The 15,672-nt window shown below is 73.1% G+C and carries 13 protein-coding genes; all 13 read right to left on the bottom strand.

The window, feature by feature from the left end; all coding sequences use genetic code 11:
- Positions 1 to 117 precede the first annotated feature (117 nt).
- Entirely contained in the window at positions 118 to 1,824 is a 1,707-nt protein-coding gene (locus tag ACFXAM_RS07685) for a DUF4153 domain-containing protein (RefSeq protein ID WP_380288460.1), read from the bottom strand.
- A 263-nt stretch (positions 1,825 to 2,087) separates the two neighbouring features.
- The gene (locus ACFXAM_RS07680) at positions 2,088 to 3,005 is read right to left on the bottom strand and encodes a carbohydrate ABC transporter permease (protein WP_380288458.1); all 918 of its coding nucleotides are present in this window, start codon (positions 3,003 to 3,005) and stop codon (positions 2,088 to 2,090) included.
- A complete protein-coding gene (locus ACFXAM_RS07675) occupies positions 3,002 to 3,994 on the bottom strand; it encodes a carbohydrate ABC transporter permease (protein ID WP_380288456.1) in 993 nt (330 codons plus the stop codon). The genes ACFXAM_RS07680 and ACFXAM_RS07675 overlap by 4 nt, the downstream gene beginning before the upstream one ends.
- A 176-nt stretch (positions 3,995 to 4,170) precedes the next feature.
- Entirely contained in the window at positions 4,171 to 5,589 is a 1,419-nt protein-coding gene (locus tag ACFXAM_RS07670) for an ABC transporter substrate-binding protein (protein WP_380288454.1), read from the bottom strand.
- A gap of 248 nt (positions 5,590 to 5,837) precedes the next feature.
- Positions 5,838 to 7,064: a cytochrome P450 gene (locus ACFXAM_RS07665; protein ID WP_380288452.1), complete on the bottom strand. Its 1,227-nt coding sequence runs from the start codon at positions 7,062 to 7,064 to the stop codon at positions 5,838 to 5,840.
- A 70-nt stretch (positions 7,065 to 7,134) separates the two neighbouring features.
- Positions 7,135 to 8,379 (bottom strand): cytochrome P450, encoded by a 1,245-nt coding sequence (locus ACFXAM_RS07660; protein ID WP_380288450.1) that lies wholly within the window; start codon positions 8,377 to 8,379, stop codon positions 7,135 to 7,137.
- Complete coding sequence (locus tag ACFXAM_RS07655; RefSeq protein ID WP_380288448.1) at positions 8,376 to 9,044, bottom strand: ATP/GTP-binding protein; 669 nt, start codon at positions 9,042 to 9,044, stop codon at positions 8,376 to 8,378. Before ACFXAM_RS07655 ends, ACFXAM_RS07660 begins: the two co-directional genes overlap by 4 nt.
- Positions 9,025 to 9,414: a DUF742 domain-containing protein gene (locus ACFXAM_RS07650; protein ID WP_380288446.1), complete on the bottom strand. Its 390-nt coding sequence runs from the start codon at positions 9,412 to 9,414 to the stop codon at positions 9,025 to 9,027. Before ACFXAM_RS07650 ends, ACFXAM_RS07655 begins: the two co-directional genes overlap by 20 nt.
- A complete protein-coding gene (locus tag ACFXAM_RS07645) occupies positions 9,411 to 9,857 on the bottom strand; it encodes a roadblock/LC7 domain-containing protein (protein WP_380288444.1) in 447 nt (148 codons plus the stop codon). Before ACFXAM_RS07645 ends, ACFXAM_RS07650 begins: the two co-directional genes overlap by 4 nt.
- Positions 9,857 to 11,518: a sensor histidine kinase gene (locus ACFXAM_RS07640; protein ID WP_380288442.1), complete on the bottom strand. Its 1,662-nt coding sequence runs from the start codon at positions 11,516 to 11,518 to the stop codon at positions 9,857 to 9,859. The genes ACFXAM_RS07645 and ACFXAM_RS07640 overlap by 1 nt, the downstream gene beginning before the upstream one ends.
- 188 nt (positions 11,519 to 11,706) lie before the next feature.
- Positions 11,707 to 12,270: a Clp protease N-terminal domain-containing protein gene (locus tag ACFXAM_RS07635; protein WP_380288440.1), complete on the bottom strand. Its 564-nt coding sequence runs from the start codon at positions 12,268 to 12,270 to the stop codon at positions 11,707 to 11,709.
- 3 nt (positions 12,271 to 12,273) lie between these two features.
- Positions 12,274 to 12,513, bottom strand: a complete 240-nt coding sequence (locus ACFXAM_RS07630; RefSeq protein WP_380288438.1) for a helix-turn-helix domain-containing protein — start codon at positions 12,511 to 12,513, stop codon at positions 12,274 to 12,276.
- A gap of 132 nt (positions 12,514 to 12,645) precedes the next feature.
- The gene (locus ACFXAM_RS07625) at positions 12,646 to 15,528 is read right to left on the bottom strand and encodes a vitamin B12-dependent ribonucleotide reductase (RefSeq protein ID WP_380288436.1); all 2,883 of its coding nucleotides are present in this window, start codon (positions 15,526 to 15,528) and stop codon (positions 12,646 to 12,648) included.
- Between the last annotated feature and the right edge of the window lie 144 nt (positions 15,529 to 15,672).

Here is a 15,672-nt window from a genome sequence, read left to right as displayed (position 1 = left end):
GAGCAGCACGCTCCCGTCCGGCCCCTCGCCGCCTCCGCCCCCGGTCGCCGCCCCGCCACCCCGTCCTCGGCGGCCGGGCGGCCCGGCGGCCCGGCGGCCCGGCGGCCCGGCGGAGGATCAGCCGCCGAAGCTGAAGGCGTGGCGCAGCCCCACCCGTTCGCAGGCGTACTCCCGGCCCTCCATCCGGTCGACCGGCGGGCGCGCGGCGAGGATGTCCCGGGCCCGCGACTCGGCCAGGCTGGCGGCGTACCAGGGGGTGGGCCCGTCGTGCTCCAGGTCGGAGGCGAGGACGCTCAGCGCGCAGGTCCGGTAGTCCCCGGGCAGCCGGTCCAGGGCCGGGACGGCGTCCGCCGAGAGGCTGCGGACGTTGCGCAGGTCGATGTGCCCGGTCCGCTCGAAGCGGGCCACGTTCTGCTCGGCGACCAGGGCGTCCGGCCCGGCCAGCCCGTACACCGCGGCGGCCAGCGCGGCACTGAGCACCACCGCGCGCGGCAGCCAGCCGGCCGACGGGGTCAGGCCCGAGGCGATCAGCAACAGGAAGACCACGCCCAGCCACAGTTCGACCGCCAGCACCCAGAGCCGCAGCGCGGTCAGCCCGGAGGCGTCCACGTAGAACCACATCCGCCCGAGCGCCGAGGCCACCACGACCAGCGTGAGCAGGCAGAGCGCACCGAGCAGCAGCCGCGCGATCCGGCGGTCGGTCTCGTTCCCGCGCGGCGCCCAGCGCTTGGCGACCGCGACCACCACCAGGGTCAGCACGGTGACCACCAGCAACTGCCAGAAGCCCTGCCGGGCGTACTCGGAGCGGCTCATCCCGGTGCGCTCCAGCACCGACTCCCCGCCGCCGAGCACCACCACCGCCTGCACCACCGCGAAGGCGCCGAACATCAGGTTCAGCGCGGCCAGCGGCAGCGCCCACTCCAGCCGCCCCCTGGGGCGGCCCGGCCGGACCGGCGTGCGGTCCCAGCGGCGCGGGCCCGCCGCGATGTGGGCGAAGCCCAGCGCGGTCGCCAGGCCGAGCACGAACAGGGCCGCGCGGGAGGGGAGTTCGCCGAGGTCGAGGCTGGGCACCAAGCTCCCGAGGACATCCGCCATGGCCGCGTCGGCACTCGCGAACAGGGCACCGAAGACGGCCAGCAGCACGGTGGCCACCAGGACCCCCTTGAGCACCGGCACCACCCGGCTGCGGGAGTTCCCGCCGCGCCCGGACAGCCCCGCCCGGGCCCACCCCAGGGCCGGCACCAGCTGCCAGAGCAGTCCCGGAAGCGCGAGCAGGACACCGCTCCAGCGCCGCCCGCCGTGCAGCGCGAGCGAGGCCAGGCCGACGGCCCAGACCGTGCTCAGCAGCACCGGCCAGTGGGCCTCGTGCAGCGCCGGGACGGCGAGCAGGGCGAGCGCGAGGGCGCTCCACAGCGCGGTCCACACCCGCAGCCGGCGGCCGGCCGTACGGGCGGCGATCCCGGCGCCGGTGGCGGCGAACGCGGCGCAGAGCAGCAGGTTGACGCCGAGCCCGTCGGCCAGGACCAGGGAGGCGAGCAGGCCGGTCAGCACCGCGGCCAGCACCGTCCGGCCGGTGGCCGGGGCCTTGCGCTCCGGGTCGCCGGGCCGCAGCCACGCGAACGGCTGCGGCGCGGGCGCCCCCGGCCGGTAGGGACCGCCGCCGGGGCTGGTGCCGGGGCCGGAACCGGGCGGGTAGCCGTACGCGGGCCCGAAGCCGTACGCGGGTCCGTAGCCGTACGCGGGCCCGCCACCGGGAACGGCCCCGGAACCGGTCCCGCCGCCCGGCGGCACTCCGTCCGCCGCTGGTGTGCTGAATCCGGACATGGCTTCCCCCTCAAGGGTCGGGTGGGCGCGCGGAACCCACCCTCCGGGCGGTCCGCCGACGGGCACGCGGAACCACACCGGCGAGGACACCGGGCACCACGGCCGATGCCGACTGTAGACCATTCTGAACAAGTTCAAAAAGACCTGGCCCGGCCCCGTCACACCCCTGTGACAGAGCCGGGCCCGAGGCTCCGCGCCCGCCCGGCAGGGCCGCGCCGCCTCTGCGCGCCCGCCCTTCGGCCGGGCTCACCTCCCGCCCGCGCTCACCCCTTGACCGACCCGGCCAGCAGACCCCGCACGAAGTACCGCTGCAGCGCGAAGAACACCCCCAGCGGGATCACGATGGACAGAAACGCCCCCGCCGTCAGCAGCTCCCACCGCCCGCCGAAGGACCCGGAGAGCTGCGCCAGCCGGACCGTCATCGGCGCCACCTCCGGCGTGCCGCCGGCGAAGGTGAGCGCCACCAGCAGGTCGTTCCAGACCCAGAGGAACTGGAAGATCGCGAACGAGGCCAGCGCGGGGGTGCAGAGCGGCAGCACGATCGAGCGGAAGATCTTGAAATGCGAGGCGCCGTCCACCACCGCCGCCTCCATGAGGTCACGCGGCAGCTGGGCAATGAAGTTGTGCAGCAGGAAGATCGCCAGCGGCAGCGCGAACATGGTGTGCGCCAGCCAGACCGGCGCGTAGGTGCCCTTGAGGTCCAGCGCCGGGATCACGGTCAGCGAGCCCAGGTGCGCCCCGCCCGAGAACAGCTGGAGCAGCGGGATCAGTGCCATCTGCATCGGCACCACCTGGAGCGCGAAGACCACGAAGAACAGCGTGTCACTCCCCTTGAACCGCACCCAGGCCAGCGCGTACGCGGCCATCGCCGCCAGCACCAGCGGGAAGAGGGTGGCCGGCACGCTGATCGCCAGCGAGTTCACCAGGAAGGGCATCAGCCCGGTGGAGACGCCGGAGCCGCCCTCGAACAGCACCGTGTGGTAGTTGTCCAGGCCGAAGTCCGGGTGGAGCAGGGCGTTCCACCAGCCGTCGGCGGTGACGTCCTGCTTGGGGCGCAGCGAGGTGACCAGCAACCCGACGGTGGGGAGGGTCCACAGCACCGTCACCGCGATCACGAAGACCGAGGCGAGGGGCGAGGAGAAGGCCTTCCGGACGGCGTTGCCGTCGCGCCGTACGCTCATCGGACCTCACGCTCCTTGCGCAGCTGGAGGATGTTGTAGGCCACCAGTGGCAGCACCGCGAGGAAGAGGATCACCGCCAGCGCGCTGCCCCGCCCGGTGTTGAACTGGACGAAGGACTGCGAGTACATCTCGTTGGCCAGCACCTGGGTGCCGAAGTTGCCGCCGGTCATGGTGCGGACGATGTCGAAGGCCTTCAGCGTGGTGATCATCACCGTGGTCAGCACCACCACCGCCGTGGTGCGGATCATCGGCACGGTGACGTACCAGAACAGCCGCACGCCCTGGGCGCCGTCCAGCCGGGCCGCCTCGGTGACCTCGTCCGGGATCGCCTTGATGGCCGCCGACAGGACGACCATCGCGAAGCCGGTCTGCACCCACACCATGACGGCCATCAGCAGGAAGGTGTTGAGCGGCTGGGAGAGCATCCAGTTCGGCGGATCGTCCCAGCCCAGCGCGATCGCCACCTGGCTGAGCAGGCCGATCTGCTGCTGCGAGGGGTCGCGCGACTCGTAGACGAACTTGAAGATGATCGAGGCGCCGACCAGCGAGATCGCCATCGGCATGAAGATCAGGGACTTGTAGACCGCCTGACCGCGCATCCGGTCCACCAGCAGGGCCAGGACGAGGCCGAGGCCGGTGGCCGCCAGCGGGACGACCACCAGCCAGAGCAGGGTGTTGAGCAGCACCTCGCGCAACGGGTCGCTGGTGAACGCCCAGCCGTAGTTCTCGCCGCCGACGAAGCGGCGGCTGTCGTCGCCGTAGAGGCTCAGGTAGACCGTGCGGACCAGCGGCGCGACCAGGCCGACCACCAGCAGCAGCAGCGCCGGGCCGAGCAGGACCAGCACGGCCAGCGGGCGGGCGATCCGGCCGGAGGCGCGCCCGGCGACCAGGAAGACCAGCAACAGGATGCCGAGGAAGCCGGCGATCGCTCCGAAGCCGTTGCCGAACTTGACCATCGCGTCGCCCCAGGCGCCGGCGGAGAGGGACATGGCGGGACGTCCTTTCCCAACGGAGGGCGGAACGGGAACAGGGAGGGGTGCCCCGGCGGCCCCGGGGCGGGACACGGAGGGGAACGAGGCACAGGGAACGGGACACGGAGGGGTGGGCGGTGCGGGTGGGTGGCCCCGCACCGCCCTTCGGCAGGTGGTTCCTGCGACGCGCGCCGCTACTGCGGCCAGGCGGCGTCGATGTCCACGGCGGTCTTCTGGATCGACTGCCCCTCGGCGAACCAGGCGGTGAGCGACTTCCACTCCTGCCCGGCACCGACCGCGGCCGGCATCAGGTCCGAGCCGTCGAACCGGAAGGTCGCCGCCGGGTCGGTGAGGGCGTCCGCGGAGAGCCGATCGATCTGGTCGGTGTACAGGTTCTTGTCCACCCCCTGGTTGGCCGAAACCCAGCCGGTCGCGGTCCGCACCCGGCTGCTCGCCCAGTCGCTGCTGGACAGGTAGTTCTGCACCGCCTGCACCTCGGGCCGGCTCGCGAACGCGGTCAGGAACTCACCGCCGCCCTCGACCGGGTTGGACACCGACGGGTTCACCGCCGGCAGGTTGAAGGCGAAGATGTCACCGTCGGGCCCGATCGCGGTGCCCTTGGGCCACTGCGCCTTGTAGAAGGACGCCTGCTGAAGCATGAAGCACTTGCCGGTGAGGATCGGCGCGCCCGCGTCCTGGAAGGTCGTGGTGGCGATCGACTTCACGTCGCCGTAACCGCCGTTGACCCAGGCCGGGTTCTGCATCCAGTCGGCGACCGTCTTCATCGCCGCGGTGATCTTCGGGTCGGAGAACTTCACCTGGTGGCTCACCCACTGGTCGTACACCTCACCGCCGAGGGAGCCCAGGACCACCTCCTCCAGCCAGTCGGTGGCCGGCCAGCCGGTGGCCGTGCCGGAGGCGATGCCGCCGCACCAGGGCTTGCCGGCACCGGCCTTGGCGATCCGGTCGCTGAGCGCCATCAGGTCGGCCCAGGTCTTGGGCACGGCGTAACCGGCCTGCTTGAAGGCCTTCGGCGAGTACCAGACCAGGGACTTCATGTTGGCGCTCATCGGCGCGGCGTAGAAGGTGCCGTTGACCGAGCCGTAGGTCTTCCAGACCGGGCTCCACTTCGCCTGGTTGGCCACGGTCTGCTCGGGCGGCTTGACCACCTTGCCGCTCTTGACCATCTGCGCCAGCAGACCGGGCTGCGGGATGATCGCGAAGTCCGGGGCGTTGCCGCCGCTCACCCGCACCGGCAGCTGGGACTCGAAGTCGTTGCTGCCCTCGTAACTGATCTTGATCCCGGTGCACCTGCTGAAGTCCGCCCAGGACTTCTCCAGGTTGTCCGACTCGGGGCTGAGGATCGAGGCGAAGACCGTCACCGTCCTGCCGGCGTGCCCGGCGTACGGCTGGTACGCGGCGCAGTCGCCGGACAGCGTCTGCCCGCCGCCCGATCCACCCGAACTTCCGGAGCTGTCCGAGCTGTTGGAACAGGCCGCGGTGAGGGCCGCGGCGGCCAGCAGGGCCACCGCGGCCAGGGGACGGCGGCGCCGGGCGGCGGGCACGGGAACGGGCGGCACAGTCGTGGACGGCACGGTCGGGGTGGAAGTCAACGCGGTCCTCCTCGCCGGGGCGTGAGCCCGGCTCTACGACGGAACGACATTGCGCTGTACCGGAGTTCGACGTTCGACATGGACGCGGCGGCCGGCCGATCCCAAGACGGTAACGCAGCCGCCACGTGCCGCCAAGGTCCGGACCCGACCATCGTTCCCGCGTGCCCCAGTTGTGACCCGGAAGCCGTTCGGCCCCGCCCGGGAGGACCGGGCGGGGCCGAACAGTGGCCGGCAGAAACGATTCTTCGTCAGAAGAGCCGGACCGGAAGCTCCTTCAACGCGTTCACCACCAGCGAGCCGCTCGGCCGCAGTTCCCCGTCCGGCACCGCCAGCGAGAGGTCCGGGAACCGCTCGAACAGCGCCGGCAGCGCGATCCCCGCCTCCAGCCGGGCCAGCGGCGAACCCGGGCAGACGTGCGGGCCGTGCCCGAAGGACAGGTGCCGGACCGGATCCCGGGTGACGTCGAACACCTCGGCGGTCACCCCGTGCTGCGCCGGGTCCCGGCCGATCGCGTTGTACGAGATCAGCACCGGCTCGCCCGCGGGGATCACCGTGCCGCCCACCGCGACGTCCTCGGCGGCGAAGCGGAACAGGAAGTTGCTGGTCGGCGGCGTCCAGCGGAGCGACTCCTCCACCACCGCGTCCCAGCCGGCCCTCCCCTCCCGCACCAGCGCCAGCTGGTCCGGGTGCGAGAGCAGCGCCCGCACCGCGTTGCCGATCAGGTTCACCGTGGTCTCGTGGCCCGCCGCGATGATCACCCGCAGGGTGGCCGCCGCCTCCGCGTCGGTCAGCGCCCCGCCCTCCGCGTCGGCCAGCAGCAGCACGCTCGCCAGGTCGTCGCCGGGAGCCGCGCGGCGCTGTGCCACCAGGCCGTTGACGAAGGCGTTCAGCCCGGCGATGGTCGCCTGGATGCCCTCCGGGTTCGGCCGGGCGCCGAAGAACCGCTCGTAGAGGTCCCGCAGCAGACCGTGCTCCGACTCCGGCACGCCCAGCAGCGAGCAGATCACCGTCATCGGCAGCGGGAAGGCGAAGGCGGACTTCAGGTCCACCACCGGCTCCCCCGCCGCCAGGGTGTCCAGCAGCTCCCGGGTGATCGCCTCGACCCGCGGCCGCATCAGCTCCACCTGGCGCGGGGTGAACGCGTGCGCCACCAGGGCGCGCAGCCGGCGGTGCTCGGCGCCGTCGGTGGTCACCATGCTCGGGCCCGGCACCGCCAGGCCGATCAGCGGCCAGGTCCTCGGCACCTCGCCGCGCTGGAACGCCGCCCAGTGCCGGGCGTCCTTCACCAGGCGGGCGTCGGTCAGCAGCTCACGGGCGGCCGCGTGCCGGGTCACCGCCCAGGCCGCGACACCTCCGGGCAGCACCACCGGCACCACCGGACCGGCGGCGCGCAGCAGCGCCCCCTCGGCGGCGTTGTCACGCGCCAGCGGGTCGAGGGCGATCGGGTCGAGGGCGGTCGGGGCAGGGGCGGTCATCGACTACGGCTCCTTCGGTTCGGGTCCAGCGGTACCGGGGTCCTGCTGCGGGGTCCTGCTGCGCTCGCGGTCAGCCTGCGTACCCCGGGGTGAACGACACCGGCAGCGCCACCAGCCCGCGCACCCAGGCCGACGGCCGCCACACCAGCGCGTGCTCGGCCACCGCCAGCCCGAGGTCCGGCAGCCGGTCCAGCAGCACCTCGACCGCCGTCGTCGCGATCACCTCGGCCGCCTCCTGCGCCGGGAACGGGCAGCCGTGCTCGCCGTACGAGTAGCTCAGGTAGGCGCGGTTGCCCTCGGCGGGCCGGCCGTCCGGCTGCCGTACCGACGGATCGGAGTTGGCACCCGCGAAGCCCAGCAGCACCATGTCCCCGGCGGCGATCCGCTGCCCGCCGAGCCGGGTGTCGCGGACGGCCCAGCGGCCGGCGAAGACCTGCGTCGGGGTGTCCTCCCAGAGCGCCTGGTTCAGCGCCTGGCCGATGCTGCGCCGCCCGCCGGACAGCGAGGCGGCGAACCGCTCGTCGGTGAGCATCAGCCGCAGCGCGTTGGAGACCCAGTACGAGCAGGGCTGGTGACCGGCGATCAGCAGCACCCGGAGGTCCCGCATGACCTCCTCGTGGGTCAGGCCCGCCGGGTGCGCCAGCATCCGCGAGGCGACGTCCTCGCCCGGGTGCGCGGCCTTCTCCTCGACCAGCTCCAGCATCACCGCCAGCAGCCGCTGCGCTCCGGCCGGCGCGTCCGCACCGCCGTCCAGCATGGCCAGCAGGCTCTCGATGAGCACCGGAGCCTGCTCCTCGCTCAGCCCCAGCACCCGGCAGAGCACCAGCAGCGGCAGCCGGTGGGCGTACTCGGCGACCAGGTCCGCCTCGCCGCGCCCGGCGAACCCGTCGATCAGCCGGTCGGCCAGCTCCTCGCAGTGCTTGCGCAGCTCGTACGGGTCGACGGCGGCCAGCGCGTCGGTGACCGCCCGCGAGCGCCGGACGTGCTCCTCGCCCTCGGCGTAGAGGATCGACGGCACGGGGGCCATCATCGGCTTGAGCGGCCAGTCCTCGGGGATCTCCGACCAGCCCGACCAGCGCGTGGAGTCGCGGCCGAACAGCTGCGGCTGACCGGTCACCAGCTGGAGCTCGCGGTAGCCGATCACCAGCCAGGCCGGCACTCCGCCGGCCAGCTCGACCGGCGCGACCGGGCCGTGCGCGGCCCGCATCTCCCGGTAGACCTGCCCGGGGTCGGTCTGGAAGCGCGGCCCGTACAGCGGGACGGCACCGGCGTGCGCCGGGCAGCCCGGCGGCGGGGTGGCGGCGGGCTCGGTCACGGGGTGCTCTCCTCAAGGACGTCGGGGACGGGGGCGCCAGCGGCGGTGCCCGCCGACTCGGCCTCGACCCGGGCGGTCAGATGGCGGACCAGCTCGATCAGCACCTGTTTGCCGGACGCCCGGTCCCGGGCGTCGCAGTCCACCAGCGGCACCCCGGGCGGCAGGTCGAGCGCCTCGCGGACCTGCTCCAGGGTGTGGGTCGGCGCGCCGAAGTTGTTGCGGGCGACGATGAACGGGGTGCCGTGGTGCTCCAGGCGGTCGATGGCGTACCAGGAGTCCTCCAGCCGCCGGGCGTCCACCAGCACCACCGCGCCCAGGGCGCCGGAGAACAGACGGTCCCAGAGGAACCAGAACCGCTCCTGTCCCGGCGCGCCGAACAGGTAGAGCACCTGGCTGGCGGAGAGGGTGATCCGGCCGAAGTCGAAGGCGACCGTGGTCGACCGCTTGCCCCAGGCGCCGGCGGGGTCGTCGATCCCCTCACCGGCCTTGGTCATGATCTCCTCGGTGTTCAGCGGACGGATCTCGCTGACCGCGCCGACCAGGGTGGTCTTGCCCACGCCGAAGCCGCCGACCACGACGATCTTCAGCGCGTTGTCGGCGGTGCGACGCAGCGGCGTCCGCCCGACCGGACGCGCGTCCCGGCCCTCAGAGCTGTTGGAGTCCATGCAGTACCTGCTTCAGCGTGTCGAGATCGGGCAGCCGGGCCGTGGCCGGCGCGAACCGGGGGTGGCGGGCGGTGATCGACCCGGCCTCCAGCAGGTCGCCGAGGAGGATCTTCACCACCGAGACCGGCAGCGCCAGCTCCGCGGCGACCTCCACCACGGCGGTCGGCGCCTCGCACATCCGCAGGATGCGCGCGTGTTCCGACTGCATGCCCGGCACCGGCTCCCGCTCGGCGACGATCAGCGTGACCAGGTCGAACGCGTTCTCCGGGGCCCGGCTGCGGCCCCTGGTGATGGTGTACAGGCGGTCCGGGTCGTCGTCCCGGCCCGGCATGACCGGCCGCCCGCCGGTGGTCCCCCCGCCCCCGCTCATGCCCCGGCGCTTCCGTCGGCCCCCCGGGCGTCCGGATCCGCGGCGTCCTCCCGGGCCGGGGCGCTGAGGTGGACGCCGATCTGCTCGATCAGCCCATGCATGTTGTGGCCGACCACGCCCACGTCCGCGTCCTCGTCGGTGACCACGGCGAGGTGGGCGCCCTCGCCGGCCGCCACGATGCACAGCACGCCGCCGTGGAACTCGGTCATCGACTGCCGGACCCCGCCGGTGCCGTCGCCGAACTCGATGGACGCGCCGTGCGCCAGGCTCTGCAGGCCGGAGGCGATGGCGGCGAGCTGGTCGGCCCGGTCGTCGCCGAGGCCGGAGGTGTGGCAGAGCTTGAGGCCGTCGGCGGAGAGCACCAGGGCGTGCCGGGTGCCGGGGGTGTTGGTCAGCAGGTTTTCCAACAGCCAGTCGAGGTCGCGGTCGGTGACACTGCTCATCAGGAGTCCTTCTCGGTGACGGGGGGAACGTCGGACGCGGGGTCGGCGGCGGACCGGGTGCCCGGGGTCTCCGCGGCCGGCGCGGCGTCCACGGCCGGTGCGGTGTCCACGGCCGGCCGGGCTGCCCGGCGGAACGCGCCGAACCGGGCGGCGGCATCCGCCGCGCCGGGGCGGGCGGTCCGCTCGGCCGGGGCGGCCGCGGGGGCGGCTGCGAGCGTCTGGCCGCGGCGGCGCTGCGGCAGGCCGCTGTCGGTGACCCTCGGCGCGGGGGCCGGAGCGGGAGCGGGGGGCGCGGCGGGGGTGAGCGCGGGGCGCGCGGCCCGTTCGGCGGACGCGGGTGCGGGTGCGGACGCGGGTGCGGCGAGCGGCGCCGGCGCCGTCGCGGGCTGGGTGACCAGCTGCTGCGGGATCAGCATCACCACGCCGGTGCCGCCGCGCGCGGACGGCCGGAACGAGATCTGCAGCCCGTGCTTGCGGGCCAGCACCCCGACCACCGCGAGGCCGATCCGGGTGCCCGCCGACAGCGTGGTGAGGTCCAGCGGCTCCGCCGAGACGGCCCGCTCGGCACGGCGCAGCCAGCTGTCGCTCAGGCCCAGGCCGCTGTCCTCGACGGTGATCGCCAGACCGGCCGGCACCTCCTCGACGTAGACGTGCACCTCGGCCGGCGGGGCGGAGAAGGTGGTCGCGTTGTCCAGCAGTTCGGCCAGCGCGTGCATCACGCCCTCGGCGGCGAACCCGGCCACCGCGGCCGTGCTCGCGTTGTGCAGCCGCACCCGCCGGTAGGCGCCGATCCGGCCGAGCGCGCCGCGCAGCACCGACTCCACCGGGATCGGCCTGCCCCAGCGCCGGCCGGAGCGGGCGCCGGTGAGCACCGCGATGCTGTCGGCCATCCGGCCCGCCTGGGCGGTCGCGTGGTCCAGGCTCAGCAGGTCCCCGAGGACCTCCTCGTCGTGCCGGTGCTGCATCTCGCGCAGCTCCGCGTGCATGCTCGTGGCGAGCGCCTGGACCCGGCCGGCGGCGGTCGCGCAGACCGCCAGCGCGGCGGCCCGCTGCCGCTCGCCGCGGCCGATCTCCTCGGCGACGGCGCGCAGCAGCGCGCGCTGGGGGTGCTCACGGTGAGCGGCCAGCGCGCCGTCCACGGTCGCGCCGGTGCGCAGCCGCTTCACCACCTCGGGCAGCACCTCGTCGGCCAGCCGGTCCAGGACGGCCCGCTCGGCGCGCTCCGCCGCGGCCTCCGCGCGGGCCCGGGCCGCGTCCGCGCGGGCGGCCGTGACCTCCTCCTCGGCCCGCCCGAGCGCGGTCCGCGCCTCGTCCCGCTCGGCCTCCGCGGCGGCGGCCCGCGTCCGGGCGGAGGCCTCGCCCTGCCGGGCGGCCCCGGCGACGACCAGCGCCGCCATGGCCTCGTCGTCCTTCCCGGCCAGTTCCGCCTCCAGCCGCCGGGCCCGCTCGGTGGCGCTGCCGGCCTGCCGGACGGCGATCAGCCAGAGCACGGCCGCCGCCGCCACGGCGACCGCGGTCAGCGGCTGCCCGGCGTCGACCGCCCGCATCATCCCGACCGGCCCGACCACCGCCGCCAGCAGGGCGGCCGCCGCCGTCAGGGCCTTGGTGCGCGCGTCGGGTCGACGGAGCGGCCCGCCGTCGGGGTGGGAGGGTTCTGTCATCGGTGCGGTGTCCTCGGCAGAAGTCGGGCGAATGCGCGACCGCCCGGCCGACGTCGTGGAACGTCTCCGGGCGGCAATTCGGTTCACGCAGTCGGCCGATCATATCCATTCAGACGATGCACTCAACCGATAAGTTGACGGTCAGTCTCCTCTCGCAACGCTCCGTATACCGCGCCGCCCCTCCCGCCTCACCGCATCGCCGCCTCCACCGCGCGCCGCACGGCGGCGAAGTCCAGGCCGTGCGCGGCGATCACCCGCGCCCCCAGTCCCTCGCCCTCGCGGAGCAGACCGAGCAGCAGGTGACCCACCGCGATGTGACCGGACTTCAGCCGCAGCGACTCGCGCAACGACAGCTCCAGCACCTTGCGCCCCCGCGAGGTGAACGGACTGCGGCCCGCCCGGCCCTCGGACCGGAACCACCCGCGCCGCCTCGGCTCCTGCTCCGGCGGCGCGTCCAGGGCCCCGGCCCCGAAGACGGACTCCACCGCCTCGCGCACGGCGTCCAGGTCCACCCCGATCGTGGCGAGCACCCGCGCGTCGTCGCCCTCCCCCAGCAGCCTCCGGACGGCGTGCCGGGCCGCGGCGCGGTCGAGCCCCGCCTCGATCAGCACCCGCGCCGCCGGGTCCGCCGGCTCGGCCAGGACCGCCAGCAGCAGGTGCTCGGTGCCGACGTGGCCGTGCCGCAGCTCCGCCGACTCCTGGCCGGCCCGGACGACCACCCGCCGGGCCTCCTCGGTGAATCGCTCGAACATCGTTCAGTCCCCGCCCTTCCCGCTTCCGTCGAGCCCGCGCTTCGCGTACTTCTTGTGCACCGCCTGCCGGGTCACCCCCAGGCAGGTCGCGATCTCCTGCCACGACCAGCCCTGCCCCCGCGCGCTCGTGACCTGCAGCGCCTCCAGCCGGTCCGCCAGGTCCCGCAGGGCCCGGACGGCCCGGAGCCCCACCGCCGGATCCCGGCTGCCGGCCGCGGCCGCCAGCTCTCCGCTCTCGCTCATGATGTCAACCTAGGTTGACAGTGGGTCGGCGTCAACCCTGGTTGACACAAACGACTGAAGGCGGGGCGAGGACGTCATGTCCTCGCCCCGCCTTCAGCGGTGGCTCACCTCACCGGGAGGTGCGGGCCGTGCTCAGCTGCAGCCGCTGGTGGAGCCGCAGCCCTCGCAGAGGTAGCAGCTGCCGGCGCGGCGCATCTTGGTGCCGCAGGAGAAGCAGAGCGGCGCGTCGGCGTTTAGGCCCAGCTGGATCTCGATCAGCTCGGTCGAGTTGTGGGCCTGGGCCGGGGTGGCCTTCGGGGCCGGGGCCGGGGCGGCGGCCGGCTTGACGGCGGGGGCGACCGGGGCGGACTGGGCGAGCGTCTCGGTGTCCAGCTCCTCCTCGGCCTCCAGCGGCTCGTAGGACCCGGTCTCCAGGTGACGCTGGCGCTCCTCGACGGAGTGGATGCCGAGCGCCGAGCGGGTCTCGAACGGCAGGAAGTCCAGCGCCAGGCGGCGGAAGATGTAGTCGACGATCGACTGCGCCATCCGCACGTCCGGGTCGTCGGTCAGACCGGCCGGCTCGAAGCGCATGTTGGTGAACTTCGAGACGTAGGTCTCCAGCGGCACGCCGTACTGCAGGCCGACCGAGACGGCGATGGAGAAGGCGTCCATCATGCCCGCGAGGGTCGAACCCTGCTTGGACATCTTCAGGAAGACCTCGCCGAGGCCGTCGTCCGGGTAGGAGTTGGCGGTCATGTAGCCCTCGGCGCCACCGACCGTGAAGGAGGTGGTGATGCCCGGGCGGCCCTTGGGCAGGCGCTTGCGGACCGGGCGGTACTCGACGACCTTCTCGACCGCGGCGGCCGGGGCCTCCTCGGCCTTCTCGTCCTTCTTCTTGGCCGAGAGCGGCTGGCCGACCTTCGAGTTCTCGCGGTAGATGGCGAGCGCCTTGACGCCCATCTTCCAGGCCTCGAAGTAGATCTCCTCGACGTCCTCGACGGTCGCGGAGGCCGGCATGTTCACCGTCTTGGAGATGGCGCCGGAGATCCACGGCTGGATCGCGGCCATCATCCGGACGTGGCCCATCGGGGAGATGGAGCGCTCGCCCATGGCGCAGTCGAAGACCTCGTAGTGCTCGGTCTTCAGGCCCGGCGCGTCGACCACGTTGCCGTGCTCGGCGATGTGCGCGACGACCGCCTCGATCTGCTCGCCCTGGTAGCCGAGGCGCTTCAGGGCGCGCGGGACGGTGCCGTTGACGATCTGCATCGAGCCGCCGCCGACCAGCTTCTTGAACTTGACCAGCGCGAGGTCCGGCTCCACGCCGGTGGTGTCGCAGTCCATCATCAGGCCGATGGTGCCGGTCGGGGCGAGCACCGACGCCTGGGCGTTGCGGAAACCGTTCTGCGCGCCGATCCGGAGCACGTCGTTCCAGGCCTCGGTGGCCGCGGCCCAGACCGGGGCGTCCAGGTCGTCGAAGGAGACGGCGGCCTTCGAGGCGTCCGCGTGCTGCTTCATGACCCGCTGGTGCGGGGCGGCGTTGCGGGCGTAGCCGTCGTACGGGCCGACCACACCGGCGAGTTCGGCACCGCGGCGGTAGGCGGTACCGGTCATCAGCGAAGTGATGGAGCCGGCCAGGGCGCGGCCGCCCGCGCTGTCGTAGGCGTGGCCGGTGGCCATCAGCAGGGCGCCGAGGTTGGCGTAGCCGATGCCCAGCTGGCGGTAGGCGCGGGTGGTCTCGCCGATCTTCTCCGTCGGGAAGTCCGCGAAGCAGATGGAGATGTCCATCGCGGTGATGACCAGCTCGACGACCTTGGCGAAGGTCGCGGCGTCGAACGAGTCGTCGTCGCGGAGGAACTTCATGAGGTTGAGCGAGGCGAGGTTGCAGCTGGAGTTGTCCAGGTGCATGTACTCGGAGCAGGGGTTGGACGCGTTGATCCGGCCCGACTCCGGGCAGGTGTGCCAGTGGTTGATGACGGAGTCGTACTGGATGCCGGGGTCGGCGCAGGCCCAGGCGGCCTCGGCCATCTTGCGGAAGAGCTTCTTCGCGTCGACGGTCTCGATGACCTCGCCGGTCATCCGGGCGCGCAGGCCGAATTCGGTGCCGTTCTCGACGGCGGTCATGAATTCGTCGCTGACGCGGACCGAGTTGTTGGCGTTCTGGTACTGGACGGAGGTGATGTCGTCCCCGCCGAGGTCCATGTCGAAGCCCGCGTCGCGCAGGGCGCGGATCTTCTCCTCCTCCTTCACCTTGGTCTCGATGAAGGCCTCGACGTCCGGGTGGTCGACGTCCAGGACGACCATCTTGGCCGCGCGGCGGGTGGCGCCGCCGGACTTGATGGTGCCGGCGGAGGCGTCGGCGCCGCGCATGAAGGAGACCGGGCCGGAGGCGTTGCCGCCGGAGGAGAGCAGCTCCTTGCTGGAGCGGATCCGGGAGAGGTTCAGACCGGCGCCGGAGCCGCCCTTGAAGATCATGCCCTCTTCCTTGTACCAGTCGAGGATCGACTCCATGGAGTCGTCGACGGACAGGATGAAGCAGGCGGAGACCTGCTGGGGCTGCTTGGTGCCGACGTTGAACCAGACCGGCGAGTTGAAGCTGAACACCTGGTGGAGGAGGGCGTGGGTCAGCTCGTGCTCGAACACCTCGGCGTCGTCCGGGGTGGCGAAGTAGCCGTTCTTCTCCCCGGCGGCGCGGTAGGTGAGCACCACGCGGTCGATGATCTGCTTGAGGCTCCACTCGCGCTGCGGGGTGCCCACGGCGCCGCGGAAGTACTTGGACGTGACGATGTTGACCGCGTTCACCGACCAGAAGTCGGGGAACTCGACGCCGCGCTGCTCGAAGTTGATCGAGCCGTCGCGCCAGTTGGTCATCACGACGTCGCGCCGCTCCCAGCGGACCTCGTCGTACGGGTGCACGCCAGGAGTGGTGTAGATGCGCCCGATCTTCAGCCCGCCCTTGGGGGCCTTGCCGGCGCCGGCCTTGGCCGCCGTCTTGTCGGACTTCGACCCGCGTGCGGAACCGCTCGTGGTGTCTGTCACTTCTGTTCCTCCTCCTGGTTGGGCAAACGCCCGGAGTGCCCCGAAAAGTCCGGGCACGGCTGGTTCGCTCTTCCGGTGTGCGGGCAGGCGGGAGTCCTCGCCGGCCGCGCACGGTTTGTCATGGTCTGTGCGCCGTTTTCGGGC

It is taken from the genome of Kitasatospora sp. NPDC059462 (genome assembly GCF_042749955.1).
Classification (GTDB): domain Bacteria; phylum Actinomycetota; class Actinomycetes; order Streptomycetales; family Streptomycetaceae; genus Kitasatospora.
The sequence above is the reverse complement of the archived record's forward strand: the minus strand, read 5'-3'. Positions and strand labels throughout refer to the sequence as shown.

Coding starts and splice junctions, on each gene's coding strand:
- ACFXAM_RS07685 (WP_380288460.1), bottom strand. CDS start 1,824: ATGTCCGGATTCAGCACACCAGCGGCGGACGGAGTGCCGCCGGGCGGC.
- ACFXAM_RS07680 (WP_380288458.1), bottom strand. CDS start 3,005: ATGAGCGTACGGCGCGACGGCAACGCCGTCCGGAAGGCCTTCTCCTCG.
- ACFXAM_RS07675 (WP_380288456.1), bottom strand. CDS start 3,994: ATGTCCCTCTCCGCCGGCGCCTGGGGCGACGCGATGGTCAAGTTCGGC.
- ACFXAM_RS07665 (WP_380288452.1), bottom strand. CDS start 7,064: ATGACCGCCCCTGCCCCGACCGCCCTCGACCCGATCGCCCTCGACCCG.
- ACFXAM_RS07655 (WP_380288448.1), bottom strand. CDS start 9,044: ATGGACTCCAACAGCTCTGAGGGCCGGGACGCGCGTCCGGTCGGGCGG.
- ACFXAM_RS07650 (WP_380288446.1), bottom strand. CDS start 9,414: ATGAGCGGGGGCGGGGGGACCACCGGCGGGCGGCCGGTCATGCCGGGC.
- ACFXAM_RS07645 (WP_380288444.1), bottom strand. CDS start 9,857: ATGAGCAGTGTCACCGACCGCGACCTCGACTGGCTGTTGGAAAACCTG.
- ACFXAM_RS07640 (WP_380288442.1), bottom strand. CDS start 11,518: ATGACAGAACCCTCCCACCCCGACGGCGGGCCGCTCCGTCGACCCGAC.
- ACFXAM_RS07635 (WP_380288440.1), bottom strand. CDS start 12,270: ATGTTCGAGCGATTCACCGAGGAGGCCCGGCGGGTGGTCGTCCGGGCC.
- ACFXAM_RS07630 (WP_380288438.1), bottom strand. CDS start 12,513: ATGAGCGAGAGCGGAGAGCTGGCGGCCGCGGCCGGCAGCCGGGATCCG.